This window comes from Rickettsia peacockii str. Rustic, from assembly GCF_000021525.1.
Taxonomy (GTDB): Bacteria; Pseudomonadota; Alphaproteobacteria; order Rickettsiales; family Rickettsiaceae; genus Rickettsia; species Rickettsia rickettsii.
Genome location: NC_012730.1, coordinates 967,364 through 991,915, shown reverse-complemented (window position 1 = coordinate 991,915; position 24,552 = coordinate 967,364). Strand labels below are relative to the sequence as shown.

Here is a 24,552-nt window from a genome sequence, read left to right as displayed (position 1 = left end):
TTAAATTTAGATGCAGAATTTTATAAATATAGTGGTGAAAAGTGAAAAAATTTATATTTTGTTTTTTATGTTTATGGACATTAAACATATTTGCTGCTTCTAAAACTTACCCTAATAAGCTTAATCGTTGTAAAATTACTAGAAATATATTTAATGATTATGAACCAAAAGTTTTTGAAACTACTAATAATTTATTACGTAAAACAGGAAGATTATCAAAATTTTACGGTGAAAGGATATTAATTAAAGGAAAAGTATTAGATCAAAATTGCGTGCCGGTTGCGGATGCTAAAGTTTATTTATGGCAAGCAGGAAGCGGGGGTAAATATCCTTACGAACCTTTAAAAACTAGAGTTGATAAAAGAAGATTTACAAGTAAAAGCGATTCAAGTTTTACCGGTTCCGGTATTGCTACTACTAATAATAAAGGAGAATATTACTTTATTAGCATGTTGCCTTATACATCTTCTCGTTATTTGAGAAGTGCAAATATAAGAATAGAGCATCCTAGTCTTACTACTCTCGAAACACGCTTAGACTTATCTGATCAAAATATGTGTGATAATGAGTGCGGTGAAGTAAATCCGATATTGATCGAACCGCAAGAAAATATGCCGTCTTATTGTTTTGACTTAGTTTTGCAAGGTACGACGCTTAAGAGGTATTGATACAGTACGTCATTGCGAGGAAAATTACGAAGTAATTTGACGAAGCAATCTCAGGATATTTGACGAGATTGCCGCGCAGTCTACGACTGCTCGCAATGACGTTTTGCCTCTTTCTGCGGTGCTTCTAAAGGCTTTTTTATACCACAACTACATAATGTAAGTGCTAATACGAATAAATAAAATGTCTTCATTACTATAAATTATTATATGACCTTAAGAAATTATAATAAATATCTTATATATATTATAGTATTTTTATTATCTATAATAATTTTTATTCCTAAAATTCATGCTAGGCTCTATGAGCCGCCTAAGGATAAATTAGCATTTTTAAGAGGTTCAAGCGTTCCTGATAATATAATTTTTTTTGATGAAGAAAAAAATCAATATTCTCTTGATCAGTTTGAAGGAAAGACTATATTGTTAGTGTTTTGGGCTACTTGGAGTGCTCCTTGTGTCAAAGAAATGCCTGACCTTGATATATTGCAAAAAGATTTTAGGAAATTACCTTTTTCAGTAATTCCGATTTCAGAAGATTATCAAGACATAAAAGTTGTGAAAGAATATTTTAAAAGCTATCAAATAAGATATTTGCCGATTTATCATGATTACAGAAATGAATTATTTAAAGCCTTAGGGGTTGTTAGTTTGCCGACTAGTATATTAATAGACCAAAACGGCAAAATAGTAACTAGCTTTGTCGGCAATACAAATTGGTATGACGAAACAGTTAGAGGTACTATTTTATCTGCCATTTCCGGAAATTATCCTGAACCTAAAAATAGTTATAACGCGCAATCTCTGAATAAACCGGCTAAGCCTTTGCTGCCAATAAAAAAGGATGCTCTATAGTAACTCCAAGTAAATAGACGAAGTGTAATTTGGAAAAGAGCAAGGAGTCTATAAGGCGAGGAGCGGAGCGTATACTTAATAGGTGAGTACCGCAGATCTTATAAGACAACATAGCCAATTTTTCAAATGAAACGAGTATATTAAATTAAAAATGAGTAAAATTAATGAATGAAGTAAATAAATCAACTATGGCGAATGCTGAATTTGATCAGATAATAACCAAACGACAGATAAGTAAATTAGATCAATTATTTGCTTCGGTTTTTGGTAATTCTAAAGAGGTGATTGCCGTTTTACGCCTTAGCGGTGTTATCGGTAAAGTAAGTACTATGCAATCGGGACTTACGTTAGAATCATTAAATGCACTAATAGAAAAAGCTTTTAAAATCAAGAAATTAAAAGCATTATGTTTAATTATTAATTCTCCCGGCGGTTCTCCGGTACAATCTGAACTTATTGCAAAACGTATTCGTGATCTTGCTGAAGAAAATAAAATAAAAATTTATAGTTTTATTGAAGATATGGCGGCTTCAGGCGGATATTGGCTGGCTTGCAGCGGTGACCGGATATATGCTTTGCCGAGTTCGGTTATCGGTAGTATCGGAGTAGTATCAAGCGGATTCGGTTTTCATGAAGCAATTAATAAACTTGGGATAGAGAGAAGAGTTTATACGGAAGGCAAGAATAAATCAGTATTGGATCCGTTTAAACCTATTAATAAAGATGATCTTAAAATTATCAAAGATTTGCAAAAGCAGGTTTATGAACATTTTATAGAATATGTAAAAACAAGAAGAGCAGGGAAGTTAACTCAGCAAGACGAAATTTTATTTAACGGTGAATTTTGGGCAGGGCAAACGGCGCTTGATTACGGCTTAATTGATGGCATAGGTGATATGTATAGCGTAATGAAAGAAAAATTCGGTGATAATATTAAGTTTCAATATCTGTGTGCTAAGCAACCTTGGCTTAAAAAGAAACTTGGCATGGGAAGTAAGATATTAACCGATAATCTTGCTAATTCTTTAATTGATGCGGTAGAAAATAAAATTATTAACGATAAATTTGATATGAAATAATATGACAATAACACAAGTTAAAATTAAAAAACTAGAAAATTTTTCCGGCAGTTTGCCGGAATATGCTACAGAGCATAGTGCGGGGATGGATTTAATAGCCGCAAACGAGCAACCTATAACAATAAAAGCAGCCGCAATACAGCTAATTCCAACAGGCATCGCTATAGCACTACCGGATTCGTTTGAAGCCCAAATAAGACCCCGTTCGGGTCTTGCCGTTAAACACGGTATCACGGTTGCTAATTCACCCGGTACTATTGATGCAGATTATCGAGGTGAAATAAAGGTCATTCTTATTAATCTCGGTAAAGAAGATTTTATTATAGAAAAAGGCATGCGAATTGCACAGATGATAATCGCAAAGTACGAACGTATATTATGGGAAGAAAGTATTAGTCTTATGGAAACGATGCGTGGTAGCGGTGGCTTTGGTTCTACCAGTGTTTAGTGGGTCTCTATGTCATTCCCGCGTAGGCGGGAATCCAGAAAATAACCTTAATATTGATACAAAAATTACATATTAGATAAACCTATAAAAAATAAGTTTTTTATAGGTTTTACTGGATTCCTGCTTTCGCGGGAATGACATTAACAAGCCATACAACAACGCTTTTAGTAGCTCGTAATGACTATTAGGTATCCACGCAACAAATCATAAAACTTATGAAAATCACAATAAAATTGTTAACCTCTATATTGTTGTTATTAGCTTTGAAAGTAAATGCTAATTCTGATGCTGTAGATAATGTTAAGCAAGTTTTTACCTATATCGATCAAAAAAATTGGTCACAAGCCGAAGATTTAGCTCTAGAAGTAAATAATAAAATTTTAACAAAAATTGTACTTTCTCAGAAATATTTAGATAATAAATATTCAGATAATAGTTTTGAACATGTAATAAGGTTTTTATGCAATAACCCGGATTGGCCTCAAAATAAGCTGCTTGAAGAAAGAGCAGAAGAATATCTAAATAATAATACAAATAAAAAAGTAATTGTTGATTGGTTTAGTAAACATCCTCCTCTTACCGGCAAAGGTTATAAATTTTATGCGGCAGCTGCAAGTAGTTTAATCAAAGATCAAAAGATATTACTACCTATTATTAAAGAGGCTTGGGTATACGCCAATTTCACTCCTGAAGAAGAAAATGCATATTACAATAAGTGGCATAAATATTTAACTGCGAGTGATCATTTAGAGCGAATAGAAGAACATTTATGGACAAATGATATTAGATCTGCTGAGCAATCCCTGAAATATGTAGAGCAAGGTTACCGTAATTCTTTTAAAGTCCAAATTGCGATTATAGGTAAATCGCCAAATGCTGAAAAGCTTTTTAAAAGTGTTCCTGAAAAATACTATACTTCCGGTTTATTATATCGTTATTTAGATTTTAAAAAAATGCAAAAGCCGACAAAGGAAATTATTACTTTGTTTAAGAAAGCTAAAAATAACCGTAAACATTTTGCTAAATGGTGTCGTATTCAGTCCTATTATGCTCGTGAATTCATCGATTACAAAGATTTTGCTAATAGCTATAGAATGGCAACGCTTCCTTTTGCTACTTGTCCTGAAACTATAAGGGAGCAGGAGTGGCTTGCGGGCTGGCTTTCTTTAAGTTTTTTAAAAAAGCCTGATCAAGCATTAGTACATTTTAATAAGTTTATTAAAGTTGTTAAGACTCCGATTAGTTTGGCACGTGGGTTTTATTGGCTCGGTCGTACTTATGCAGCAAAAGGCGATAAGCAAATGGCTAGAAAATTTTACGAGCAGGCAGCTAAATATTCTTTTACCTTTTATGGGCAGGTAGCAAATATTGAATTAAATAGGACAAAGTTAGTTTTACCTCCTATTCCCGTAATAACTTCTGAAGAAAGGAAAATTATAGAAAATAAAGAGATTATTAAAGCAATAAGGTTATTGGTTAAATATAATAAAAACTACTTAGCCCTGATATATTCCAAAGCAGCAATGAAAAATACTAAAAATTCTGCAGAAATTCAAATAATTGCGAATATTATTAAAGCCAATAATAATACTAATCATATGGTTGAGGTGGCAAAAATTGCTGCCCAAAATAATGCTTTTATTCCGGATTGTGCTTTTCCAACGCCTTATAATCTAGTAGGTTTGCCTATCCCACCTCATTTAACTTATGGAATAATTAGACAAGAATCGGTTTTTGATCATAAAGCAGTAAGTTATGCAAATGCTATGGGTCTCATGCAACTTATTAAAGGTACTGCTTGTGATACCGCAAGATCCATAAATGTTAAATGTAATGTAGCAGACTTAACTAGAAATCCGGTATATAATATTAAACTTGGTGCGCATCATTTCAAAAAATTATTAGATAATCATAAAGGTTCTTATATTCTATCCATTGCTTCTTACAATGCCGGAAGTCATAATGTAGTAAAATGGATAGATAGGTTTGGTGATCCAAGGGATATAAAAGATACAAGAAAAGTTATTGACTGGATAGAACTTATACCTTATCGAGAAACAAGAGATTACGTTCAAAGAGTACTTGAAAATGTTCAGATTTATCGGGTAATCTTAAATAAGAATAGTAGTTTGTACTTTAAGCGTGACTTACATGCTTGTGATATAGCAAAAAGTTAATTTCTATTAGTGTTTTATTTTGACATATAGTAATATATAAGTATAACATCAACACTAATTAAAAACTATGAATTAAGGAGGAGAGTATGAAAAAATTAGAGCAACACTTTAAAAAACAGCGCAATGATCACGATAGTCAAGTAAAGAAATATAAAAACGATCTTAATGTAATCGGCATTAGATATGACCATAAATTTGCACATGTTGCAGTTCCAAATCATGCTACCGGCGGTTTTGAATATTTTAAATGGGATTGGATGACAAGCATTACGGGTAGTCATTCAGAAATAGTACCAAGATTTAAGAAAATAGTAAGCATTTTAAAAGAAGCTAAAAGTAACCCAGCCCAGTATGAAAACTTAGTATCTAACTTGGATGCTAGTACTAAAAATGCACTTGAGGTTACTATTAAGAGTAATAATATTACTGTACCGATACAAGATACTAATAAGGTAATGTCAGAAATATTATCAGGAATGCAAACATGGCTAGATACAAAAAGTCATATCCCTATGGACCTTAAACAAAAATTCTTAGATTTAGGTTCTAATCATTTAGAACTATTCATAAAAGCTGCTTATAACAAATTTAACAATAAGTGGATAGTTAAAGAGTTTGTTGATAATGCTGTAAAAACTGGAGAAGAAGGTAGAAAATATCTAGCCGATTGTGATTGTAGTTCAACTGACCAGCTATGGACAAAGCTTGTTGAACCTATAATAGAAAACCTTAGAATAAGCGAAAATTCAACTGATAAATCTGAAGATGATGAAATATCAGAGGCTTCGGCGAATAAACTTGGAGCAAAAGTAAAGACTTTAGCACTATCTAATACTCATGAACTACCAGCACAAAAAGAAGCATTAAAGCTTGTATATGATATGAGGAAAGGTAATTTAGATAAAGCAACTGTTGTTAAGAACATTAATTTTTTTGGTCAGGACGATACTGTATTAGGTGGGTCAGAATATAGTGGCCTTACTATTGACCAAATCAGGGCTAAAGCAGTAGAGATTGCCGGTGATGATGCTGCTTTAGAATAGCTTCTTAAGGTTATTCGCATTTTCTATGTCATGTCTGTCCCTAGCTAAAATGGGAATCCAGTGCTTGCCTCTGTCATAGCGTGGCTTGTCCACGGTATCTAGAAAAAATAAAATAAAGACTGGATCCCGTGGTCAAGCCACGGCATGACATAGTAGGTTTACCTGTTCATATAACAATACCTATCAATTATATTCATGATTCTTAAAAATATATCTTTACTAATAATATTATTTTTTTCAATATCAACTTTTTCTGCTGGTCATAGTCTAAAAAATATCTCTATTACTGTTGTTGCTCCGGCAACAGGAGCGGATAATAAAACCTTGTCGGATTTAAAAAATATTAATGGACTAAATTTACAAATTTCTTCTAAGTGTTTTGCTAAAGGTAAGCTACCCTTTCTTGCAAGTAGCGATGAAGTAAGATTTAATTGTCTGCGGGATGCATTATTTGATGAGTCTGATAATATAGTATGGAGTTTACGAGGTGGTTACGGCTCTGCGAGAATAATTCCCGATTTACTAAAGCTATCAAAACCAAATAAAGAGAAATTCTTTATAGGATATAGCGATATAACAGCGTTACATCTTTTTCTATCACAAGAATGGGGCTGGAAAACTATTCACGGCAGTAATATAGCCGATCTCTTAAAGCCGGAACAAGATCAAGGTAATTTTACCAAGCTTGCTGAAATATTAAAAGGTAAAGTAAAGCAGGTTACTATAGATAATTTAGTGCCTCTTAACGATATAGCAAAATCAAGTGATCTTGTTAACGGCAAACTAACAGGCGGTAACTTAACTATGGTGCAGACTAGTATAGGAACGAGTTGGCAAATAAAGACTAAGGGCAAAATTCTTTTTTTAGAAGATGTGAATGTAGTGCCTTTTAGATTAGATCGTGAGCTTTTACACTTAAAGCAAGCAGGGTTACTTGAGGATGTTAAGGCTATAATATTTGGTTCATTTGGTAAAGATTTTGATGCCACAATGTTAGTGCTTCGTAATTTTGCAGATAGTTTAGATATACCGGTATTTAAAACAAATAGATTCGGTCATGAAAAAATTAACGATCCGATTATTTATAATACGAATAGTAAGATTATTAAAAGTAAAGAATTTAAGTTAGTGATGGGGTTGTAAGCACTATTGTGAGCAGTTGCTAAGCCGTCATTGTGAGCGACTGAAAGCCTTGTTGCATGGTTTGTTTATGTCATATTCCCGCGTAGGCGGGAATCCTAGGGTAAAGTGAGATAAATCGAGCTTTAAAAAAAGTTTTAAAGTACTGGATTCCTGCCTACGCGGGAATGACATTGAGTCTTAAGTTGACACCCATGCACCTGCGCAGGAATGACATAATTAGCCTATCGACTCAAATGCAAATAATCATTATACTTTGATAAATTCAAATCATAAGAAAAGAATTTATTTGTAATATAATGTTCAAGTAATTTTACTAATCCTGCTTTATGTCTATTTAAAGTCTCGATGCTTAAAGCGATTTCCGTTGTGTGCACATAAGGTTCGGTACTAGTTATTTTTACGTAGGCGATAGTAATATTGTTATTTATAACTGGATTCCTGCTTTCGCGGGAATAACACAAAAGGGGCTGGGGATGACATAAAAGGGACAGAGAATTACATTTCGTAAATCCGTTTTCTAGTAACATCAAACTTTCTATGATAAGTTGCGGAGAGAGTCCAAGCTCTATTTCTTTCTTAGTCGGAATAGTACCGGTCTTATAATCTAGTATAGTTATATTGTTTGATTTACTTATTTCAATTCGGTCAGCTATACCGATTATTTTTATATCTTGACCTACAATATTTAGCCGTAACTCCCCTTTAGTTTCAAAATAGATTTCTTTGCAGTTTTTTCGGCGTTCTATATCAAATAAAATAAAAGCTTTGCTGAAAGCCGTGAGTTTTATTTGCCAAGTTTTTTTGGTGTAGCTTGGTAAAATAGTGCTATATAAAATATGATTACCGATATTTATTAAAGCATTTTGTTTATCAAGCAAATTTAAATTAATATATTGTTTGTCGTAATTTTTAGAATATTCCTCTAAAACTTTATGAATCAAATTACCGAAATCCGATATTTTAGGTTCTTCCCATATATGATCTTTTTTACGTAGTCCAAGAATTTTCTTAGCATAAAAACCGTATGGGTTTCTTATTAATGTTTCTATTTCGGTTACTGATAAAGTGGTTGGGAAATAGGGGCTGTGGATCTCAATACTCTTGTCATACCGTGGCTTGACCACGGTATCCATATAATTACTGGACCCCGTGATCAAGTCACGGGGTGACACAGAACCTTTTTCTAGCTTCAAAAATAAATTACTCGGCACTGACAGTTTCCCATCATATTTTTTAGCATTCAGTATAACTATTTGCTTATTTTGTAGAAATAAATTGAAGTAATCTGAATATAGAGTAGGGGCAATTTCATCGTAATCTATATTTAGTATCTGCAATGCTTTCTTGCTAAGCCATGGGTGAGCTTTAGCACTAAGTGTCCAGTTTTCATTATTAAAATGCGGTAATATAATTAAGTCAAATTCACATAATGCTAAATCTTCAGGCCGTCCTATAATAATACTAGCAGCGTCGGTATTTTTGTAATATTTGATATTAGAAAGTAAAAAAGAAAAAATTTTAGGAAAATCCTTTTTATCCGTTGAATTTATATATTTACTATATGCAGTTAAATTTGTTAAAAACTCAAGTAGTTCTGCTCCTCCTTCTTTTTCCCAAATAGTAGGTAAAAGTTTTTCAGTTATTTCTTTAGTTAAGGTTAGAATAGCTTGTATATTATGTGGAGTATCGGTAAATAAAATATCTATTAAGTTACGGCAATACTCTCTTATATCCGCATTATCAAATTGTAATTGCAATAAATATTTCGGTGAGGATATAAAACGGTTTTTATTAGATAGCATTAACTCTAACTGCTGCACAGTAGGGCAGTTAATTAAAGGATTTTTAAGTAATAAAAATAGAGGTTTTAAATCAAAATTATTACATAATATTTTAATAATGGAAGTTAGTAATTCACCTATATTAGTAAGCCTTAAGTCATTACCTAGTAGATCTTCATATTTGTCTAAAAAATTACAATATACTCTTTTAAGCTTATTATTATTTGTAACGATTGCAATCCGTCTGTCTTTATTACGGCTACATATATAAGATATTTGCTTAGTTTCTTCATAAATGTCATTAGGTTCATAATAAGATATACCATCGCTAATCTGCTTGGAAGCAGGATTATAGTGAATTATGTAATCCTTTAATTCTTCTTCAAATCTTTTTAAAAAAACATTAGGCTTGAATATTCCGGCGAGTATTACCTGCTTATGTCCTGTTTTTATTTTTATTATTTCTTCTTGTAATAGCTTTAATTTATAAACTGCTTTAGTTTGTTTTTGAGTAAACGATATTTCTTCTTGCCATCTTAAAAAGCAATATTCTAGAAATTTATAAATCTTTTGCCAATAGTTAGAATTGTTATAGACTTCAATTAATTTTATATCGATATTATTGATTATAAGATCATTAAACAATTTTCTTAAAAGTTCTGCAGCTTTTAATGATTCATTTTTATTCAAAGGTAATTCTTTATATTCGGTGATAATGGATGATAAAATAAGTAATTCTTCTATTTTAGATATATAATCCGAATCGGTTTTTTTTGAAATAAGAGAATTAAAAGGAATAATGATAGGTAATTTAATTTTATATTTATCGGTTAAAATCTTCTTTAATTCTAGGCATGAGAAATTATTAGGCAATATTATTTGAACTTTTGTATCTTTACCTAATTTATCAATGATATACTCAGCAAAACTTTTCAAAAAAGAATAATTAGCAGTCATAAATAATGTTTTTGACGATAATATAGCAGATCAAAGGTCCGAAATCTTATTTAAAATGATAATATAGTACAATAAATAATATTTGATTATTAGTTTCTTATTAAGTATCTTTAAATATATTAATTTAAATTTAATAAATAAGGTATCATATGAAAATTTTTATTATATTATTTACTATTATAGTCTCTATAATATCGCGAGCTTATGCTAATAATTTAAACTCACATATAGCTTATTGTGATAATATACAAGTAGAACAACAAGAAGATTTGGTAATACAAAAATTGGTTAAACTATTTGTGACTGAAATGAATTGTATTATTAGCGGCTGTTTACAACAATGGGATGTGCAAGATAATCGGGTAAAATATTCAATTGCTTGGCAAGAACAATGTGGACCTGTAATTTATGGTCAGTATCAACTAGAAGGCAATGGTAGAGGTCCTACTTTCGTATATGAACGCTCTAAAAATTCCGTATGTTGTTGGCCGCTTGGATATGAATATAATAAAGCGTTTGTAATATGTTCATCTAATGATGTTAAAAACTAATTATTTACTTACTAACTTTTACGAATTCTTTAAATAATTCTAAATCTACTCCATTATCGTTAAGATATTCAGGATGCCATTGAACGCCGATAACAAATTTATGTTTCGTTGATTCAATGGCTTCAATTATACCGTCTTCTGCTGTTGCAGATACGATAAGATCATTACCAAGTTGTTTAGCAGCCTGGTGATGAGTCGAATTAACCATAGTTTGTAGCTGATTATTAGCTATTTTAGCAAGTTTAGTATTTGCTTCTATATTAATTGCATGCGAAACGATGTTTTTAGGCGAAGGTTGTGTATGATTAATTACAGTTTCAATATAATCAGGAATATGTTTAATAAGCGTACCCTTAAAAATAACGTTTAATAACTGCATACCTCGGCATATTCCTAAAACCGGAATATCTCTCTCTAATGCTTTCTTTAAAACTAATATCTCAAAATTATCACGTTCTTCATTGGAAACTACTATATCTTCGGCGTATTCCGGCTCATAAAATTTAGGATGTATGTCCTCATCACCGCCTGACATTACAACACCATCAACAAGTTCCATAAGCTGATTTATTGTATCACTTTGATAAGGTAATAATAGCGGTACACCGCCGGCTGCAATAATCGCATCGGTATAGTTTCTTCGCAAGGCGTACCATGGAAAAGCAGCGTAAGTATATTTTTCACAATTTTGAGCTAAATCAGGTGTAACACCTATTATCGGTTTTTTATACATTTTATTATCATTTTATTATTTTTCTGTCAGCTATGTCATGCTTCATAGTACCGGACAGTTCATAAAGGTCCTATCATTGCAAGCCAGCATTTATGCTGACGTGGCAATCTCAGGAGTTTTTTTTATATTATCTTATGAGATTGCCGCGTCGTTGCTAACGCAACTCCTTGCAATGATGATGACTTGGCATCCACGCAGCAAAGCCACTATTACCCCTCAATATGCGGTGGTGTTTCAAAAGTATGGAACGGCGGTGGTGAGGTAAGTGTCCACTCTAATGTGTCTGGTCCTTCTCCCCAAGGATTGTTTGGACAATCTTTGCCGTATTTTAGCGTATAGAAAACGATAAATACAAAATAAAGGGCAGCAAACATAGAAATACCTGCTCCTATCGACGAAACCATATTCCAGCTGGCGAAAGCTTCAGGGTAGTCCGGTATTCTTCTTGGCATGCCCGCAAGACCTAAGAAATGCTGCGGGAAGAAAGTTAAATTAACGCCTATAAAGGTAATCCAAAAATGAATTTTGCCTAAAATGTCCGGATATTGTTTACCAGATATTTTGCCAAACCAATAATAAAAGCCTGCAAATGCCGTAAATAAAGCACCGAGCGACATCGTATAATGGAAATGTGCAACAACATAATATGTATCGTGCAGAACTCTATCAAGTGCCGAATTTGATAGGATTATGCCGGTTACGCCGCCGATCGTGAATAATATAATAAATCCTATCGAAAATAGCATAGGAGTTGGGAATGTAATCGAACCACCCCACATAGTCGCTATCCAGCTAAATATTTTAATACCCGTCGGAACTGCTATAATCATCGTTCCGGCAGTGAAATATATAAGTGCATTATAAGAAAGCCCAACAGTAAACATATGGTGAGCCCATACGATAAATCCAACAAAGCCTATGATCACCATAGCCCCGATCATACCTTGATAGCCGAATATAGGTTTGCGTGAAAAAGTTGAAATAACTTGACTTACTATACCAAAGCCTGGAAGTATTACGATATATACTTCAGGATGACCGAAAAACCAAAATAGATGCTGAAATAATACAGGATCACCGCCGCCGTTAGGCTTAAAGAAAGTAGTTCCAAAATTACGATCTGTAAGTAGCATAGTAATAGCTCCACCAAGTACCGGCATCGCAAGAATTATTAGAAATGCGGTAACTAAAATAGACCAAACGAATAATGGCATCTTGAAAAGTCCCATTCCCGGAGCTCTCATATTAAAGATAGTAACGATTAAGTTAATTGATCCAAGGATTGACGATAGACCGGTTAAATGTAAACTGAAAATAGCCATATCAACGGCTGCACCGGGGTGACCGCTTAAATTACTTAAAGGAGGGTAGAGCGTCCAGCCCGTTCCTGGCCCACCGTCAACAAAAGCTGATCCCATAAGTAAAAGAAAAGCAGGCACTAGTAGCCAAAAACTGATATTGTTAAGGCGTGGAAATGCCATATCGGGAGCCCCTATTAACAGAGGTACGAAATAGTTACCAAAGCCACCGAACAAAGCCGGCATAATCATAAAGAATACCATAATAACCGCATGTGCTGTGATAAGCACGTTATATAGCTGGAAATCATGATTTAAGAAAGTGCCGCCGGGCATTGCAAGCTCTAACCTAAAAAGCAGTGAGAACAAACCTCCGACAATTCCGGCAAAAACGGCAAATATGATATACATAATGCCGATATCTTTGTGATTGGTAGAAAAAAGCCATCGCCTCCAACCGTGTGGGGTGTGGTGGCCATCGTGATAAATTTCGGTAGTAGTTATATCCATAATTATTATTCTGCCTGTTTTAATTTTTCGATATCTGCTCCAACAATTGCCGGAATATTCCGAGTGATTTTATCATAATCCCAATCCCACCATTGAATTTCAAGTAATTGCTCAACTATCTCATCAGGAAATCTATATCTTTGCAGGATTACCGACAACAATACTATACTAGTACCCATAGCAATAGCACAAAATTTTCCTATAATCAATTTAGCAAAATGAGCTCCTCTAACATTTTCATATTCAAATTTCTCAGGGTGATTAGCGTCATTGTAATAAGTGTAATCTCCGACTATTATATTTAGATTATGGATAAAATGTTTTAAAAATATCGTTTCTTTTGCTTGTTTAGGAAAAAGATGGGGATAAGGGTTATTGTGGTTAGGCATATATTAAAAAATTTAAAGTAATAGTTTTAGTTTATAAAATACTTTCGTTATAAATTACCATGCTTCTTTACCTGCTGAATCATCACTACTTAATAATTTCTTGATGTCGATTAGAATCGGTTATATCGTTTAGTAATTTATCTAGTTCAGATATTTTTGTATTATAATTTTCCATAGAACTTCTAAATATAATTAGTTAGCTGCCAATTTTGGCTTCTTGCCATTCATAGCAGTCTTATTCTTGCTTGCAATCCAATTGTCGAAATCCTCTTTACTTACTATTTCTATAGCAATCGGCATGAAGCCGTGATGGATGCCGCATAGTTCGGAGCATTGTCCGTAATATACGCCTTTTTTAGCCACTCTTGTCCAGGTTTCGTTTATTCTGCCTGGGACTGCGTCTATTTTAAATCCAAGTGATGGAACGGCAAAACTATGTATTACGTCACCTGCGGTAATGAGAAACCTTACGGTAGCATTTTCAGGGATAACAATTCGATTATCAACATCTAATAATCTTTTGTGGTTAGGTTTTAAATTTTCATCAGAGATCATTACGCTATCAAATTCTAAATTATCATGATCAGGATATATATAATGCCAATACCATTGATAACCTACTACTTTAATAGTTAAATCCGTTTCGGGTATTTTTTCGGCATGACGCAATATTTTAAAAGACGGCACTGCAATAATAACTAAAATTATTATAGGTATTACAGTCCAAATTATTTCTATTAAAACATTATGTGAAAATTTTGCCGGTACGGGATTATTTTTTGCATTAAATCTGATGCATACAAAGCCAAGTAATCCGGCAACAAATAAAACAATAGCTGTTGAGATATAAAGCAGAAAATTATGAAAATGATGTAATTCCTCCATAATCGGACTTGCCGGCGGCTGGAACGTTACTTGCCAAGGTAACGGCTCGGAAGCAAAGCAATTACTGCTAACAATCAAAAAACAAATTAAAGCAATAGATATTTTTCCAAATTTCGCTTTTGGAGGTAATGTATACGTCAATCCGGTACTCGCATCCTCACTTACGCTTTTGTACTCTGCGGTTCGAGGGGAAGTGTCTTCTTTAAATTCCTCTCTATAAGCTGGTTTGGAAAGATGTCTAATAATATTTTTCATAGCACATATAAAGTTATTTACATTTAATATAAATGGATATACACTTTTATTAAAGTAAAAATCGATAAATTTTTGTAAAAACTACATATTTTTAATAATATTTGAGCTAGACAGGGTACCTATATTAGGATGTTGCAGTAAGTCAATAACTTCTATTACTTTCGCATTTCTTAATTTTGCTTGAATTTATTTATTAACTGAGGATCGTGCTTTGTTACGGCGATTACAGAAGGACAAATATTTTGCACTAACCGAGCATAATCATTAAAATCTTTTAGTTTAGGTAATATGAGTACTTTATCAACAAATGTGAAAGAACTTAAAATTTTTGCTTGTTGTAATTGATTATGGATAGGTTGACGTTTTTTATATTGAATAATTGTTTTATCCGGCTCTAAAGCAACGATTTTACCGTGTTTTTTAGCTTTGCGTAGAAATTCTATATGACCGTAATGTAATAAATCAAAACAACCGCCTACTAGAACTATTTCACTATTTATAGGACAGTTTTTATTTAAAGAAATATTCTCATAATATTCTATTTTGGGTAATTTGATAGTATTATGGCTAGATGAGCAGGACATAAGATTTATAAAAATTAATAAAAAATTAATACAAATAGGAAAAGTCTAGGCATAATATTTATCTATATAAGTTAATAAAAATTAACTTATATTAAAAATTAAATTTTAATCAATAAAAAACTAATTAAGACAGAAATAAAACAAAATTTTACAATTTTCTATTGTAATTTGTTTGTATATAGTGCATGTTATTACTAGTAATGAAAAATTGATTCAAATAATCTTCAGAGCAATTTTAATGAATGATACCGCACTATCTTATGATTTTAATGGCATATTACCATCATCTTTTATTAGTGCACGTCTCAGGAAAATCCTCACCTCTGCCTCCTTATTATTATTTATAGGATTAGTTGTTTTTGTCTCTTTTGCTGTTAATAATTATGTTAACAACACTTTATCCATAACCTTAGTACAACCTGATAGTAGTGAAGAAGAAACAATTTCATTTAAAGAAGTAGTAGTAAAAAAAGGCGATACTATAAAGTCAATTTTGATAGAACAACATATCCCTAAAAATGAAATAGACAAAATTGTAAGTTTAATAAAGGAGGGAAAATTATCTTCTGCTCTGAAAATAGGGCAGCAAATTACTTTTGAATATGAAACAAAAATTATCGAAAACGAGGATGAAGATTTAACCTCAGAGGTAGCATTCTTAAATAAAATCGTTATAATTATCGATAAGCTAAAAACTATTGAAGTAATTAGAGAAGGTGATAATTTTAAAGTTGAAGAAATTGTAGTACCTTTAAATAAAAAAGTTGCTAAATCGTCTGTAAGTATTGAGGCAAATTTTATGTCAGCTCTTAAAAAACTGGGCTTATCGGATAACAGTATAATAGAGCTGATTAATGCTTATGCTTATCAAATCGATTTTCAGCGTCAAATAAAAAGCGGTGATACTGCAACCGTAATAATGGAAAAATACGTAACGGAAGATGGTAAATTTTCCCACCACGGTAAAATTCTATATGTTTCATTAAATCTTTCAGGGAAAGAATATAATATATATCGTTATTCTCATGACAATAACGCAAATAATCATGCATTTTTTTCCGAAGACGGTAAAAGCGTAAAAAGAAGCTTACTTAAAACTCCGCTAAAAGTTATAAAAGTTTCTTCACATTACGGTAATAGAAAGCATCCGATACTCGGTTATACTAAAATGCATAGGGGGGTTGACTTTGCAGCTCCAACCGGTACGCCTATATATTCCGCAGGAAACGGAGTTATAACAGAAATAGGTTGGAAGTCGGGTTATGGCAAATTTATTCAGGTAAAACATAGCGGTACGCTATCTACTGCTTATGCGCATGCTTCAAATTTTGCAAAAAATTTAAAAGTGGGAAGTATCGTAAAACAAGGACAAATCATCGCATATGTCGGAAGTACCGGCAGAGCTACAGCTCCACATTTACATTATGAAGTTAAAATTGATGGCAAACATGTTAATCCTATGTCAGTTAAAACAACACCGGGTATAGAATTAAACGGAAAAAATTTAGAGAAATTTAAACAATTTAAAAAAGAAATAAAAACTTTAAGTGTTAAGCTTGATAAGGAATTGCAAGCTGATAAAGCAGCCACAGTTTCATTGTAGAGTGAATCCTTGTCATACCGTAATCAATTTTGTGTTGTACGACTCTTATGTCATTCCCGCGAAAGCGGGAATCTAGTAAAATCTATAAAAAACTTGTTTTTTATAGGTTTATTTTATCAAATATATAATTTTGTATTAATATTAAGGTTGTTTTTTCTGGATTCCCGCTTTCGCGGGAATGACATTTACAATTATGCTCCCACTACTAAAAAAACTATATCTCACATTTGCTCGTAGTAGTCGTATAATAATAACCTTAGTGATTATTGATCAGTTAAGTAAATGGTGGTTTATTGATAATTTGAGATGGAAGCCGGGCTTAATGCTTAAGGTTACTTCTTTCTTAAATATGGTTTATACTTGGAATTACGGTATTAGCTTTGGTCTAATGCGTGAATATTATCAATATAGCAATGCTATTTTCTTAATAACGAACACGATTATTGTCTGTTATTTATATTATTTGATGATACGTTCAAAAACGATCGGAAGCTTTGCCGGTTATAGTGTTGTAATCGGCGGAGCTGTTGGTAATCTAATTGATAGATTTTTTAGAGGAGCAGTTTTTGACTTCATCCATTTTCATTATCAGAATTATAGCTTCCCCGTATTTAATTTAGCTGATTGCTTTATTACAATAGGAGTAATTATCTTAATAGAAGATTATTATAGTACTAAAAAAGTTATTGAAGAAAAGGCTAAAGGGAATTATGATAATGCTCAAATTGAAGCTATGGCTGAAAAAATTCGTAATACCGATAAGGGTGGTAACGATAAAATAGCCTCCTTGCAAAATTAAACTTATAGAGAGGAATTTGAAGGAAACACAGAACGCAGAACCGTAGCGTAGTAGACCTACGTGAGGATTCAAGTACCGGATTGACGTACAAATTACCTTCTAGAAGTTCATTTTGCAAGGAGGCTATTTTAATTTTAATTTATAGGTGTTTAAGTGAAAAAGATTTTTGTATTATTTACTGTTTTATTAATTACTTCTGCTTGTAGTAAAAAGTTAAAAGAAACCGTAGGTATATCAACAGTTGGACCTAATGAGTATCAAGTACAGCGTGCTAAAGCACTAGAAGTTCCGCCTCATTATTATTTACCTGATCCTGGGCATAGCAAAACAACTTACAGTAATGTAAAAGGACAAGGTGAATTTAATGAAGGTGAACAAGCATTAATGCAGGACATGCATTAGTATACTTGATCAACTTCAAAAATTGGCTACGTCGTTTTACAAGATCTGCGGTGCTTACGTATTAAGTATACGCTCCGCTCCTCGACGTGTAAACTCCTTGCTCTTTTTGAAGTTGATCTTCATATACCTGTTCTTGAATACTAAGACTGCAATGTTTTTTCAAATTAATTCATGAATTCTCATACAAAACAAAAAATAGGTGTTTTTGGGCTTGGTAAAACCGGTATATCGGTTTACGAGGAATTGCAAAATAAATATGATGTAATTGTTTATGATGATTTAAAAGCAAATAGAGATATATTTGAAGAATTATATAGTAAAACCGCTATCGCTGCTTTATCTGATTCAAGATGGCAAAATTTAGATACAATTGTCTTAAGTCCTGGAATTCCTTTAACGCATGAGATAGTCAATATTGCAAAAAGTTTTAATATTCCAATCACTTCCGATATAGACTTATTATTTGCAAAATCAAAAAACTTAAAATTTATAGCTATAACCGGTACAAACGGTAAAAGTACTACTACTGCTTTAATAAGCCATATCTTAAATAGTAGCGGTTTAGACTATCCGGTTGCCGGTAATATTGGAGTTTCTGCTTTGCAAGCTAAAGCAAGTAAGGATGGATATGTACTTGAATTGTCTTCTTTTCAGCTAGATCTAGTAAAAACCTTTACAGCTAAAATAGCCGTGCTTCTTAATATAACTCCCGACCATTTAGATAGACATCAGGATATGCCCTGCTATATTGCAGCAAAATCTAAGATCTTTGATCGAATGGATCAAGAGAGTTATGCGGTAATTAATATCGATAATGATTATTGTCGTGAAGTCTTTATAAAATTGCAGCAAGAGCAGCGTATAAAGCTAATTCCTTTTTCGGTTACTCAAATTCTTGAAAACGGTATTTCGGTAGTTGATGATAAAATTAGCGCTAATTTTTTTGATGATATAAGTTTTGAATTACAGCATAATTCAGAAAGTTTTAGACAAGATGAATTTCAAGGTGAGCCTGCGGAGCCGGAGTGTATAAAAATACGTGAGCACAGGCAAGACCTGCAAAATTCGCTTGTATCAAGCTTTATGCATTATGCTGTACCTTTTAATAAAAACCTGCAAGGAATTCATAATTGTGAGAATATTGCAGCAAGTTATGCAGTAGCTAAAATAATAGGAGTAGAACCTAAAAAAATACTTGAATCTATAAGTAGTTTTCAAAGTTTACCTCATAGAATGCAATATATCGGTAGTATAAATAATATAAGTTTTTACAATGATAGTAAAGCGACAAATGCCATATCTGCCGTGCAATCAATTAAAGCACTCGATAATATTTACTGGCTTGCGGGAGGAATCCCTAAAGAGGGTGGTATTGAGGAAATAAAGCCTTATTTCAGTCAAATTAAGAAAGCTTATTTTTATGGTCAAGCTAAAGAAATATTTGCAAATACTGCTAAGAATATAGTAGATTTTGTAATATGTGATAATCTTGAGCAGGCTTTCGATCTTGCTTATAAGGATGCAGTAGGTGATAACTCGGAGGTAAAAAATATCTTGTTAGCACCTAGTTGTAGCTCATATGATCAGTTTAAAAATTTTGAAGAGCGTGGCGAGTTGTTTATAAAATTGTGTAGTATCCTGTCACTCCGTGGCTTGACCACGGGGTCTAGTTAAAAATACTAAATAATATTAGTATTTTTTATTGTTTTTCTGGATACCGTGGTCAAGCCACGGAGTGACATCGAGGGTGTTTTCCGATCCATGCAATAACATTATAAATATAGCCATAATTGAATAACTATAATATGAATAACGAAATATCTAATAACTTTATAAAATTATGGTGGCGGAGTACCGATAGGCAAATAATCATTTCTTTAATTATCTTATTTGCTTTTAGTCTAATGCTTGTTACTACCTCAGGTTCAGCAGTAGCAAGTAGAATAGGTCTTGAAGAAAGTTATTTTGCATCTAGACAAATATTTTATTTAGCTGCCGCTTCAGGACTTATATTATTATTTTCATGTCTTAATAAAAAATGGTTAAGGCGTTTTGCAATAGTTGGATTTATTGCTAGTATAGTTTTATTAATAGTAGTTAAATTTTTTGGCTATGAAGTAAAAGGCGCAGTGCGATGGATTAATATTCTAGGTCTATCTATTCAACCTTCGGAATTTATCAAACCGTTTTTTGCAGTTGTTACGGGCTGGATATTATCGCTAAAATTTAATGATGATTTTCCAAGTTTTACGATTTGTGTAATACTTTATTCTATTGTTGCTATTCTCTTAATTATTCAGCCGGATTTTGGAATGCTTGTAATGATTACGGCAGTTTTCGGTATTCAACTGTTTATTGCGGGTATGCCGATATTTTGGATTGTTTTAGCCGGTTTTTTAGGAATGATAGGAGTAACTATTGCTTATTTTTGGTTACCGCACGTAACGCAAAGAATTAATTCGTTTTTAGATCCAGATAGTAGCGAGAATTATCAAGTTAGTACGTCTCTTAAGGCGTTTGAGCATGGCGGGTTATATGGACGAGGTCCAGGGGAGGGGGCAGTCAAGCAGGTACTACCCGACTCGCATACGGATTTTATTTTTGCTGTAGCAGGTGAGGAGTTTGGAGCTATTATTTGCCTTATTGTTATAGGTATATTTGCTTTTATAGTATTAAGAAGTCTTATTAAGTTATTAAACGAAACAGATAAATTTGTACAATTCGCTGCTAGCGGTATAATTGCACAATTAGGGCTTCAGGCAATAATTAATATGGGTGTGACTTTACATTTACTTCCTACTAAAGGTATGACATTACCGTTTATTAGTTACGGTGGTTCTTCAACGCTTGCAATAGCTATCGCTACCGGTATGCTTCTTGGCTTTACAAGATACCGAACGCCGTTAAATTCGTACAAAATTCGTAATATTGAAATATGAAAAAAATCATTTTGGTAGCAGGAGGTACGGGGGGACATTTTTTTCCGGCAGTTGCTCTTGGAGAAGAATTAATCAAACGTGGCTATGAAGTTCATTTTATTACTGATTTAAGATGCAAACAATATATAAAGCAGGATATGAAAGTAATTTTTCATATCCTAGATTTAAAACGCTCAGGTAATATTTTCTTGTTTTTACCTAGGTTATCAATTGCAGTTTTAAAGGCTATTAAATTATTATATAATATGAAGCCTTCCGTTACTGTAGGGTTTGGCGGTTATCCTGTTATAGCTCCAATGTTTGCGGCAATTTTTTTAAGAGTACCGATTATAATTCATGAACAGAATTCTTACCTTGGAAAAGTTAATAAATTTTTTGCAAGCTTTGCTAAAAAGATAGCTATTTCTTATGAAAAAATAAAGAATTTACCGGAATTTGCAAAAAGTAAAATAGTAGTTACCGGTGGGGTAGTTAGAGAGAATATTAGGGAATTAAAGGTTATAGAAATGTCGTCCCGTGGCTTGACCACGGGGTCCAAAAAGTCTTTAATAAAAGCACTGGACTCCGTGGTTAAGCCACGGAATGACAAGCTTTTTACAATATTCATCTTTGGCGGTAGTCAAGGAGCTAAGTTATTTTCAGAGCTGATACCTGCAAGTATCCAAATTTTGATGCAAAAACAGCCAAGTCTTGAATTAAATATAATCCAGCAAGCGGCATTAGATGATCAAGTAAAAATAAAAGATATATACTCGAAATTAAACATTACCTATGAATTTGCTGAATTTTTTGATAATATGGCATTGCAATATAAAGAAGCCGATTTAGTGATTTCAAGAGCAGGAGCATCTACTATAGAAGAATTGACCTATATAGGGTTGCCGGCAATCTTTATTCCACTGCCTAGTGCTGCGGATAATCATCAATATTACAATGCACAATTATTGGAAGATGAAAAAACAGGATGGTGTTTAGAGCAGAATAATATTTCTGCAGGAAAATTAGCAGATAAAATACTCGATTTGATAAGTAATCCAAAAATATTAGAGGATGCTTCACAAAATTTATTAAAAAGAAGAAAAGAAGGGCATAAGCTATTAAGTAACCTAATAGAAGAGGTGATTTAGATTTTGTTTTCCGTCATTGCGAGGAAAGACTGTAAGTTTTGACGAAGCAATCTCGTGCTAAAGTCCTGAGATTGCCACGCTCCTTTTAGTCGCTTGCAATGACGGGGTGGAGACATACAACAAGACCAAAAATACCTCAGAATAACAATAATTTAATTAAGCACATAGCAGTTCGGCTCTTTATTCTTGCAAGTTTGGCTATTATGTGGCATTAATCATATTAGACTTTCTGCATAACTTGCTTCTAAGGGTAATTTGTGCGTCGATCCGGTACTCGTGTATCCTCACGTACCAAAGCGTACGCTGCGGTGTTGCGTTCCGTGTCTTCTACAAATTCCTCCTTATTAGCTAAGTTGTACAGGAAGTCTAATAAAAGTTTTGGAATAATATAAATATATGTTAAAAAAAATTATAATATTATTTTTAGGAATGTTTTTACTTTCATCTTGTACAGATAATTTTAGAAGCTATTTTCAAAGATCAGCAAATAACAGATTGGTTGATAGCAAAGGTGCTAAAGGCGGCAAGAGAAAACCTGTATATAATAATAAATATATTACTTTGGCTAAAAAGAATATAGTAGAAGATAATCTTGATTATGATAACGATGATGACTATGATAGTGATAGTCCTTTAAGAGGAGAAAGAATCGATCCTGTAAAGAGAAATCGTGAAATGTATCTTAAGATGATTAAAAGGGATATAGCAAGGCAAAAAGCAGAAGCCGGTTTCGCTGAATCCGATGATGATATGACTTTAAGTAGAGCGAATAAAAAGGTTAGAAAAGACGATAGCGATAAAGAAAAAAAGATACAAGAGGAATTAAATCAGATAAAAGCCATGCTTAGAGAAACTAAGCGTGATATATCAAAATATACTTGTCCAAATGCTGTAGTAAATCAAAATTATGCCCCGCCCGTTACAAATTATGAGCCTGTAAATTATCCACCGGTAAAAAATAGTAAGCCGTATAATAACAATTCTAAGGTAAAGCAAAAATTTATCCTTGAAGATGATGATAACGACAGTAATGCTTGTTCGATATAATAAGCCTATTCTTAGCTAAAAGCAGAAATCTCCAGTCTTTAGATATATACAGCAATCTCTGATGTGATATATTTATCACTACCAATAGGTTTATTATTTATTAATAAAAATTAATATTTGAATATAGAAATATGTTAAATTTATTAATAGGTATATTATGAAAAGTAAACTTTCAGCAAGTACTGCTAGTCTTACCTTTATAAAAGGCCTTCAAAACCCTATTGTTACTGAAATAAAAGAATTAACAAAAAAATTACATTTTTAAAGATCAAGAGCTTGAAAAAGCTTACGGTATGGCTTCATCAGATGATGTTTCTATTCAAGCAACAAGAGAACAGATATTATATGCTTTAAGAGCTGTGGAATCTGCAAAACAACATTCAACAGACAAGACACAAGCATTTATTAAATGACTACGGTAAAGTTAATATTAACTCATTATATTCTTTAACATTTTGTAATTGCCCAGGGGCGCTAATGCTTGAGTAGATATCTGTACCGTATAAAGCTCCGGTCGGTAAATTAACGTTAGCAGAGCTGATAATGTTTGATACTTGGTCAAGCCCTATATTATTTGCTGCCATTTTAACAGGGTCAATCTGCACACGCACTGCATATTGTTGTGAGCCGTAAACTTGTATCTGTGCAACACCCGGCAGCATAGATAAACGCTCAGCCATAATTGTTTCGGCGTAATAGTCCACGGTATATAAGGGGAAGAGTCTCAGAGGTTAAAGATAAATAAAATATAGGTGCGTCGGCAGGATTTACTTTACAATATGAGGGCGGGGTAGGTAAGTCGTTCGGTAGTTGCTTGTATGTCTTGTGCCGCTGCATCTATATTTCGGTCTAAATTAAACTGCAAAGTAATTTGAGTAGTACCGTTACTATTAACCGAACTCATCGAGTCAATATCTGATATCGTCGAGCATTGCTTTTCAAGCGGTAATGCAACTGAAGATGCCATAGTAGTAGGGTCAGCTCCAGGCAAGCTTACTGAAACCGGAATAGTCGGGCAGTTGATGTCAGGTAAAACGCTTACCGGTCATATCCTATAGCCGAATGCTCCAAACAGCAAAATAGTTGCCATGAATAAAGTAGCAAGAACCGGACGCTTAATAAATATTTCTGAAATACCCAATTATTTTTTCCTGTTTTATGGATTTTTTCTGTCATACATATCGTCATTGCGAGCGACTGTAAGAAGCGTGGCAATGTCATGAAATAATGACAAACTCCTAAGATTGCTTCGTCAATTAATTTGTAATTTCCTCGCAATGAC

At 33.0% G+C, this 24,552-nt stretch carries 23 protein-coding genes and 1 pseudogene; 15 read left to right on the top strand and 9 right to left on the bottom strand.

Features of this window, described 5'->3' with window-relative positions:
- Positions 1 to 41: 41 nt before the first annotated feature.
- The 7 genes from RPR_RS05865 to RPR_RS05835 all read left to right on the top strand — a co-directional run bounded on the left by RPR_RS05865 (position 42) and on the right by RPR_RS05835 (position 7,410).
- Positions 42 to 668 carry a dioxygenase gene (locus RPR_RS05865; protein ID WP_010977179.1) on the top strand — a complete coding sequence of 209 codons (627 nt, stop codon included), beginning with the start codon at positions 42 to 44 and terminating at the stop codon, positions 666 to 668.
- A gap of 207 nt (positions 669 to 875) precedes the next feature.
- Positions 876 to 1,520, top strand: a complete 645-nt coding sequence (locus tag RPR_RS05860) for a TlpA disulfide reductase family protein (RefSeq protein WP_012736913.1) — start codon at positions 876 to 878, stop codon at positions 1,518 to 1,520.
- Between the two features lie 164 nt (positions 1,521 to 1,684).
- Entirely contained in the window at positions 1,685 to 2,599 is a 915-nt protein-coding gene (locus RPR_RS05855; RefSeq protein ID WP_004995853.1) for a S49 family peptidase, read from the top strand.
- A gap of 1 nt (position 2,600) precedes the next feature.
- The gene (dut, locus tag RPR_RS05850) at positions 2,601 to 3,047 is read left to right on the top strand and encodes a dUTP diphosphatase (protein ID WP_012736912.1); all 447 of its coding nucleotides are present in this window, start codon (positions 2,601 to 2,603) and stop codon (positions 3,045 to 3,047) included.
- Positions 3,048 to 3,262: 215 nt separating this feature from the next.
- Positions 3,263 to 5,224 carry a lytic transglycosylase domain-containing protein gene (locus RPR_RS05845; protein WP_012736911.1) on the top strand — a complete coding sequence of 654 codons (1,962 nt, stop codon included), beginning with the start codon at positions 3,263 to 3,265 and terminating at the stop codon, positions 5,222 to 5,224.
- Positions 5,225 to 5,310: 86 nt separating this feature from the next.
- Entirely contained in the window at positions 5,311 to 6,267 is a 957-nt protein-coding gene (locus RPR_RS05840; protein WP_012736910.1) for a hypothetical protein, read from the top strand.
- 195 nt (positions 6,268 to 6,462) lie between these two features.
- Positions 6,463 to 7,410 (top strand): LD-carboxypeptidase, encoded by a 948-nt coding sequence (locus RPR_RS05835; RefSeq protein ID WP_012736909.1) that lies wholly within the window; start codon positions 6,463 to 6,465, stop codon positions 7,408 to 7,410.
- 221 nt (positions 7,411 to 7,631) lie between these two features.
- On the opposite strand, the gene RPR_RS05830 is transcribed toward RPR_RS05835, so the two are convergent.
- A complete protein-coding gene (locus RPR_RS05830) occupies positions 7,632 to 10,148 on the bottom strand; it encodes a PD-(D/E)XK nuclease family protein (protein WP_012736908.1) in 2,517 nt (838 codons plus the stop codon).
- 149 nt (positions 10,149 to 10,297) lie between these two features.
- Here RPR_RS05830 and RPR_RS05825 point away from each other — a divergent pair, with 149 nt between their 5' ends.
- A complete protein-coding gene (locus RPR_RS05825) occupies positions 10,298 to 10,699 on the top strand; it encodes a hypothetical protein (RefSeq protein ID WP_012736907.1) in 402 nt (133 codons plus the stop codon).
- A gap of 4 nt (positions 10,700 to 10,703) precedes the next feature.
- Here the strand turns inward: RPR_RS05825 and RPR_RS05820 are convergent, their stop codons facing one another.
- From RPR_RS05820 to RPR_RS05800, 5 genes are all read right to left on the bottom strand, one after another.
- Positions 10,704 to 11,432: a gamma-glutamyl-gamma-aminobutyrate hydrolase family protein gene (locus RPR_RS05820; RefSeq protein ID WP_012736906.1), complete on the bottom strand. Its 729-nt coding sequence runs from the start codon at positions 11,430 to 11,432 to the stop codon at positions 10,704 to 10,706.
- A 209-nt stretch (positions 11,433 to 11,641) separates the two neighbouring features.
- A complete protein-coding gene (gene ctaD / locus RPR_RS05815; RefSeq protein WP_012736905.1) occupies positions 11,642 to 13,240 on the bottom strand; it encodes a cytochrome c oxidase subunit I in 1,599 nt (532 codons plus the stop codon).
- A 5-nt stretch (positions 13,241 to 13,245) separates the two neighbouring features.
- Positions 13,246 to 13,629 carry an acetyltransferase gene (locus tag RPR_RS05810; protein ID WP_012736904.1) on the bottom strand — a complete coding sequence of 128 codons (384 nt, stop codon included), beginning with the start codon at positions 13,627 to 13,629 and terminating at the stop codon, positions 13,246 to 13,248.
- A 192-nt stretch (positions 13,630 to 13,821) separates the two neighbouring features.
- On the bottom strand, positions 13,822 to 14,769 hold the full coding sequence (coxB, locus tag RPR_RS05805; RefSeq protein ID WP_012736903.1) for a cytochrome c oxidase subunit II: 948 nt from the start codon (positions 14,767 to 14,769) through the stop codon (positions 13,822 to 13,824).
- 170 nt (positions 14,770 to 14,939) lie between these two features.
- Positions 14,940 to 15,353 carry an adenylyltransferase/cytidyltransferase family protein gene (locus RPR_RS05800; protein ID WP_012736902.1) on the bottom strand — a complete coding sequence of 138 codons (414 nt, stop codon included), beginning with the start codon at positions 15,351 to 15,353 and terminating at the stop codon, positions 14,940 to 14,942.
- 238 nt (positions 15,354 to 15,591) lie between these two features.
- Here RPR_RS05800 and RPR_RS05795 point away from each other — a divergent pair, with 238 nt between their 5' ends.
- From RPR_RS05795 to murG, 6 genes are all read left to right on the top strand, one after another.
- Positions 15,592 to 16,956 carry a M23 family metallopeptidase gene (locus RPR_RS05795; RefSeq protein WP_012736901.1) on the top strand — a complete coding sequence of 455 codons (1,365 nt, stop codon included), beginning with the start codon at positions 15,592 to 15,594 and terminating at the stop codon, positions 16,954 to 16,956.
- A gap of 193 nt (positions 16,957 to 17,149) precedes the next feature.
- Positions 17,150 to 17,755, top strand: coding sequence for a signal peptidase II (gene lspA, locus RPR_RS05790; protein WP_085065733.1), 606 nt, complete (start codon positions 17,150 to 17,152; stop codon positions 17,753 to 17,755).
- Between the two features lie 153 nt (positions 17,756 to 17,908).
- Positions 17,909 to 18,157 carry a DUF3035 domain-containing protein gene (locus tag RPR_RS05785; protein WP_004995830.1) on the top strand — a complete coding sequence of 83 codons (249 nt, stop codon included), beginning with the start codon at positions 17,909 to 17,911 and terminating at the stop codon, positions 18,155 to 18,157.
- A 171-nt stretch (positions 18,158 to 18,328) separates the two neighbouring features.
- The gene (gene murD, locus RPR_RS05775; RefSeq protein WP_012736899.1) at positions 18,329 to 19,831 is read left to right on the top strand and encodes a UDP-N-acetylmuramoyl-L-alanine--D-glutamate ligase; all 1,503 of its coding nucleotides are present in this window, start codon (positions 18,329 to 18,331) and stop codon (positions 19,829 to 19,831) included.
- Positions 19,832 to 19,962: 131 nt separating this feature from the next.
- The gene (gene ftsW, locus RPR_RS05770) at positions 19,963 to 21,096 is read left to right on the top strand and encodes a putative lipid II flippase FtsW (protein ID WP_012736898.1); all 1,134 of its coding nucleotides are present in this window, start codon (positions 19,963 to 19,965) and stop codon (positions 21,094 to 21,096) included.
- The gene (gene murG, locus RPR_RS05765; RefSeq protein WP_012736897.1) at positions 21,093 to 22,223 is read left to right on the top strand and encodes an undecaprenyldiphospho-muramoylpentapeptide beta-N-acetylglucosaminyltransferase; all 1,131 of its coding nucleotides are present in this window, start codon (positions 21,093 to 21,095) and stop codon (positions 22,221 to 22,223) included. Before ftsW ends, murG begins: the two co-directional genes overlap by 4 nt.
- A gap of 233 nt (positions 22,224 to 22,456) precedes the next feature.
- Here the strand turns inward: murG and RPR_RS05755 are convergent.
- Positions 22,457 to 22,593 (bottom strand): annotated as a pseudogene (locus tag RPR_RS05755) (palindromic element RPE1 domain-containing protein); the annotation flags it as partial.
- Between the two features lie 26 nt (positions 22,594 to 22,619).
- On the opposite strand from RPR_RS05755, the gene RPR_RS05750 reads away from it, so the two are divergent.
- The gene (locus RPR_RS05750) at positions 22,620 to 23,270 is read left to right on the top strand and encodes a hypothetical protein (RefSeq protein ID WP_012736896.1); all 651 of its coding nucleotides are present in this window, start codon (positions 22,620 to 22,622) and stop codon (positions 23,268 to 23,270) included.
- Positions 23,271 to 23,683: 413 nt separating this feature from the next.
- On the opposite strand, the gene RPR_RS05745 is transcribed toward RPR_RS05750, so the two are convergent.
- The gene (locus RPR_RS05745) at positions 23,684 to 23,950 is read right to left on the bottom strand and encodes an efflux RND transporter permease subunit (RefSeq protein WP_266105310.1); all 267 of its coding nucleotides are present in this window, start codon (positions 23,948 to 23,950) and stop codon (positions 23,684 to 23,686) included.
- 92 nt (positions 23,951 to 24,042) lie between these two features.
- On the bottom strand, positions 24,043 to 24,261 hold the full coding sequence (locus RPR_RS05740; RefSeq protein ID WP_010977204.1) for an efflux RND transporter permease subunit: 219 nt from the start codon (positions 24,259 to 24,261) through the stop codon (positions 24,043 to 24,045).
- Positions 24,262 to 24,552: the final 291 nt, after the last annotated feature.

Coding starts and splice junctions, on each gene's coding strand:
- RPR_RS05855 (WP_004995853.1), top strand. CDS start 1,685: ATGAATGAAGTAAATAAATCAACTATGGCGAATGCTGAATTTGATCAG.
- RPR_RS05800 (WP_012736902.1), bottom strand. CDS start 15,353: ATGTCCTGCTCATCTAGCCATAATACTATCAAATTACCCAAAATAGAA.
- RPR_RS05810 (WP_012736904.1), bottom strand. CDS start 13,629: ATGCCTAACCACAATAACCCTTATCCCCATCTTTTTCCTAAACAAGCA.
- RPR_RS05795 (WP_012736901.1), top strand. CDS start 15,592: ATGAATGATACCGCACTATCTTATGATTTTAATGGCATATTACCATCA.
- RPR_RS05830 (WP_012736908.1), bottom strand. CDS start 10,148: ATGACTGCTAATTATTCTTTTTTGAAAAGTTTTGCTGAGTATATCATT.
- ctaD (WP_012736905.1), bottom strand. CDS start 13,240: ATGGATATAACTACTACCGAAATTTATCACGATGGCCACCACACCCCA.
- RPR_RS05825 (WP_012736907.1), top strand. CDS start 10,298: ATGAAAATTTTTATTATATTATTTACTATTATAGTCTCTATAATATCG.
- RPR_RS05750 (WP_012736896.1), top strand. CDS start 22,620: ATGTTAAAAAAAATTATAATATTATTTTTAGGAATGTTTTTACTTTCA.
- lspA (WP_085065733.1), top strand. CDS start 17,150: ATGCTCCCACTACTAAAAAAACTATATCTCACATTTGCTCGTAGTAGT.
- dut (WP_012736912.1), top strand. CDS start 2,601: ATGACAATAACACAAGTTAAAATTAAAAAACTAGAAAATTTTTCCGGC.
- RPR_RS05820 (WP_012736906.1), bottom strand. CDS start 11,432: ATGTATAAAAAACCGATAATAGGTGTTACACCTGATTTAGCTCAAAAT.
- RPR_RS05845 (WP_012736911.1), top strand. CDS start 3,263: ATGAAAATCACAATAAAATTGTTAACCTCTATATTGTTGTTATTAGCT.
- murG (WP_012736897.1), top strand. CDS start 21,093: ATGAAAAAAATCATTTTGGTAGCAGGAGGTACGGGGGGACATTTTTTT.
- coxB (WP_012736903.1), bottom strand. CDS start 14,769: ATGAAAAATATTATTAGACATCTTTCCAAACCAGCTTATAGAGAGGAA.
- ftsW (WP_012736898.1), top strand. CDS start 19,963: ATGAATAACGAAATATCTAATAACTTTATAAAATTATGGTGGCGGAGT.
- RPR_RS05745 (WP_266105310.1), bottom strand. CDS start 23,950: ATGGCTGAGCGTTTATCTATGCTGCCGGGTGTTGCACAGATACAAGTT.
- RPR_RS05860 (WP_012736913.1), top strand. CDS start 876: ATGACCTTAAGAAATTATAATAAATATCTTATATATATTATAGTATTT.
- RPR_RS05835 (WP_012736909.1), top strand. CDS start 6,463: ATGATTCTTAAAAATATATCTTTACTAATAATATTATTTTTTTCAATA.
- murD (WP_012736899.1), top strand. CDS start 18,329: ATGAATTCTCATACAAAACAAAAAATAGGTGTTTTTGGGCTTGGTAAA.
- RPR_RS05840 (WP_012736910.1), top strand. CDS start 5,311: ATGAAAAAATTAGAGCAACACTTTAAAAAACAGCGCAATGATCACGAT.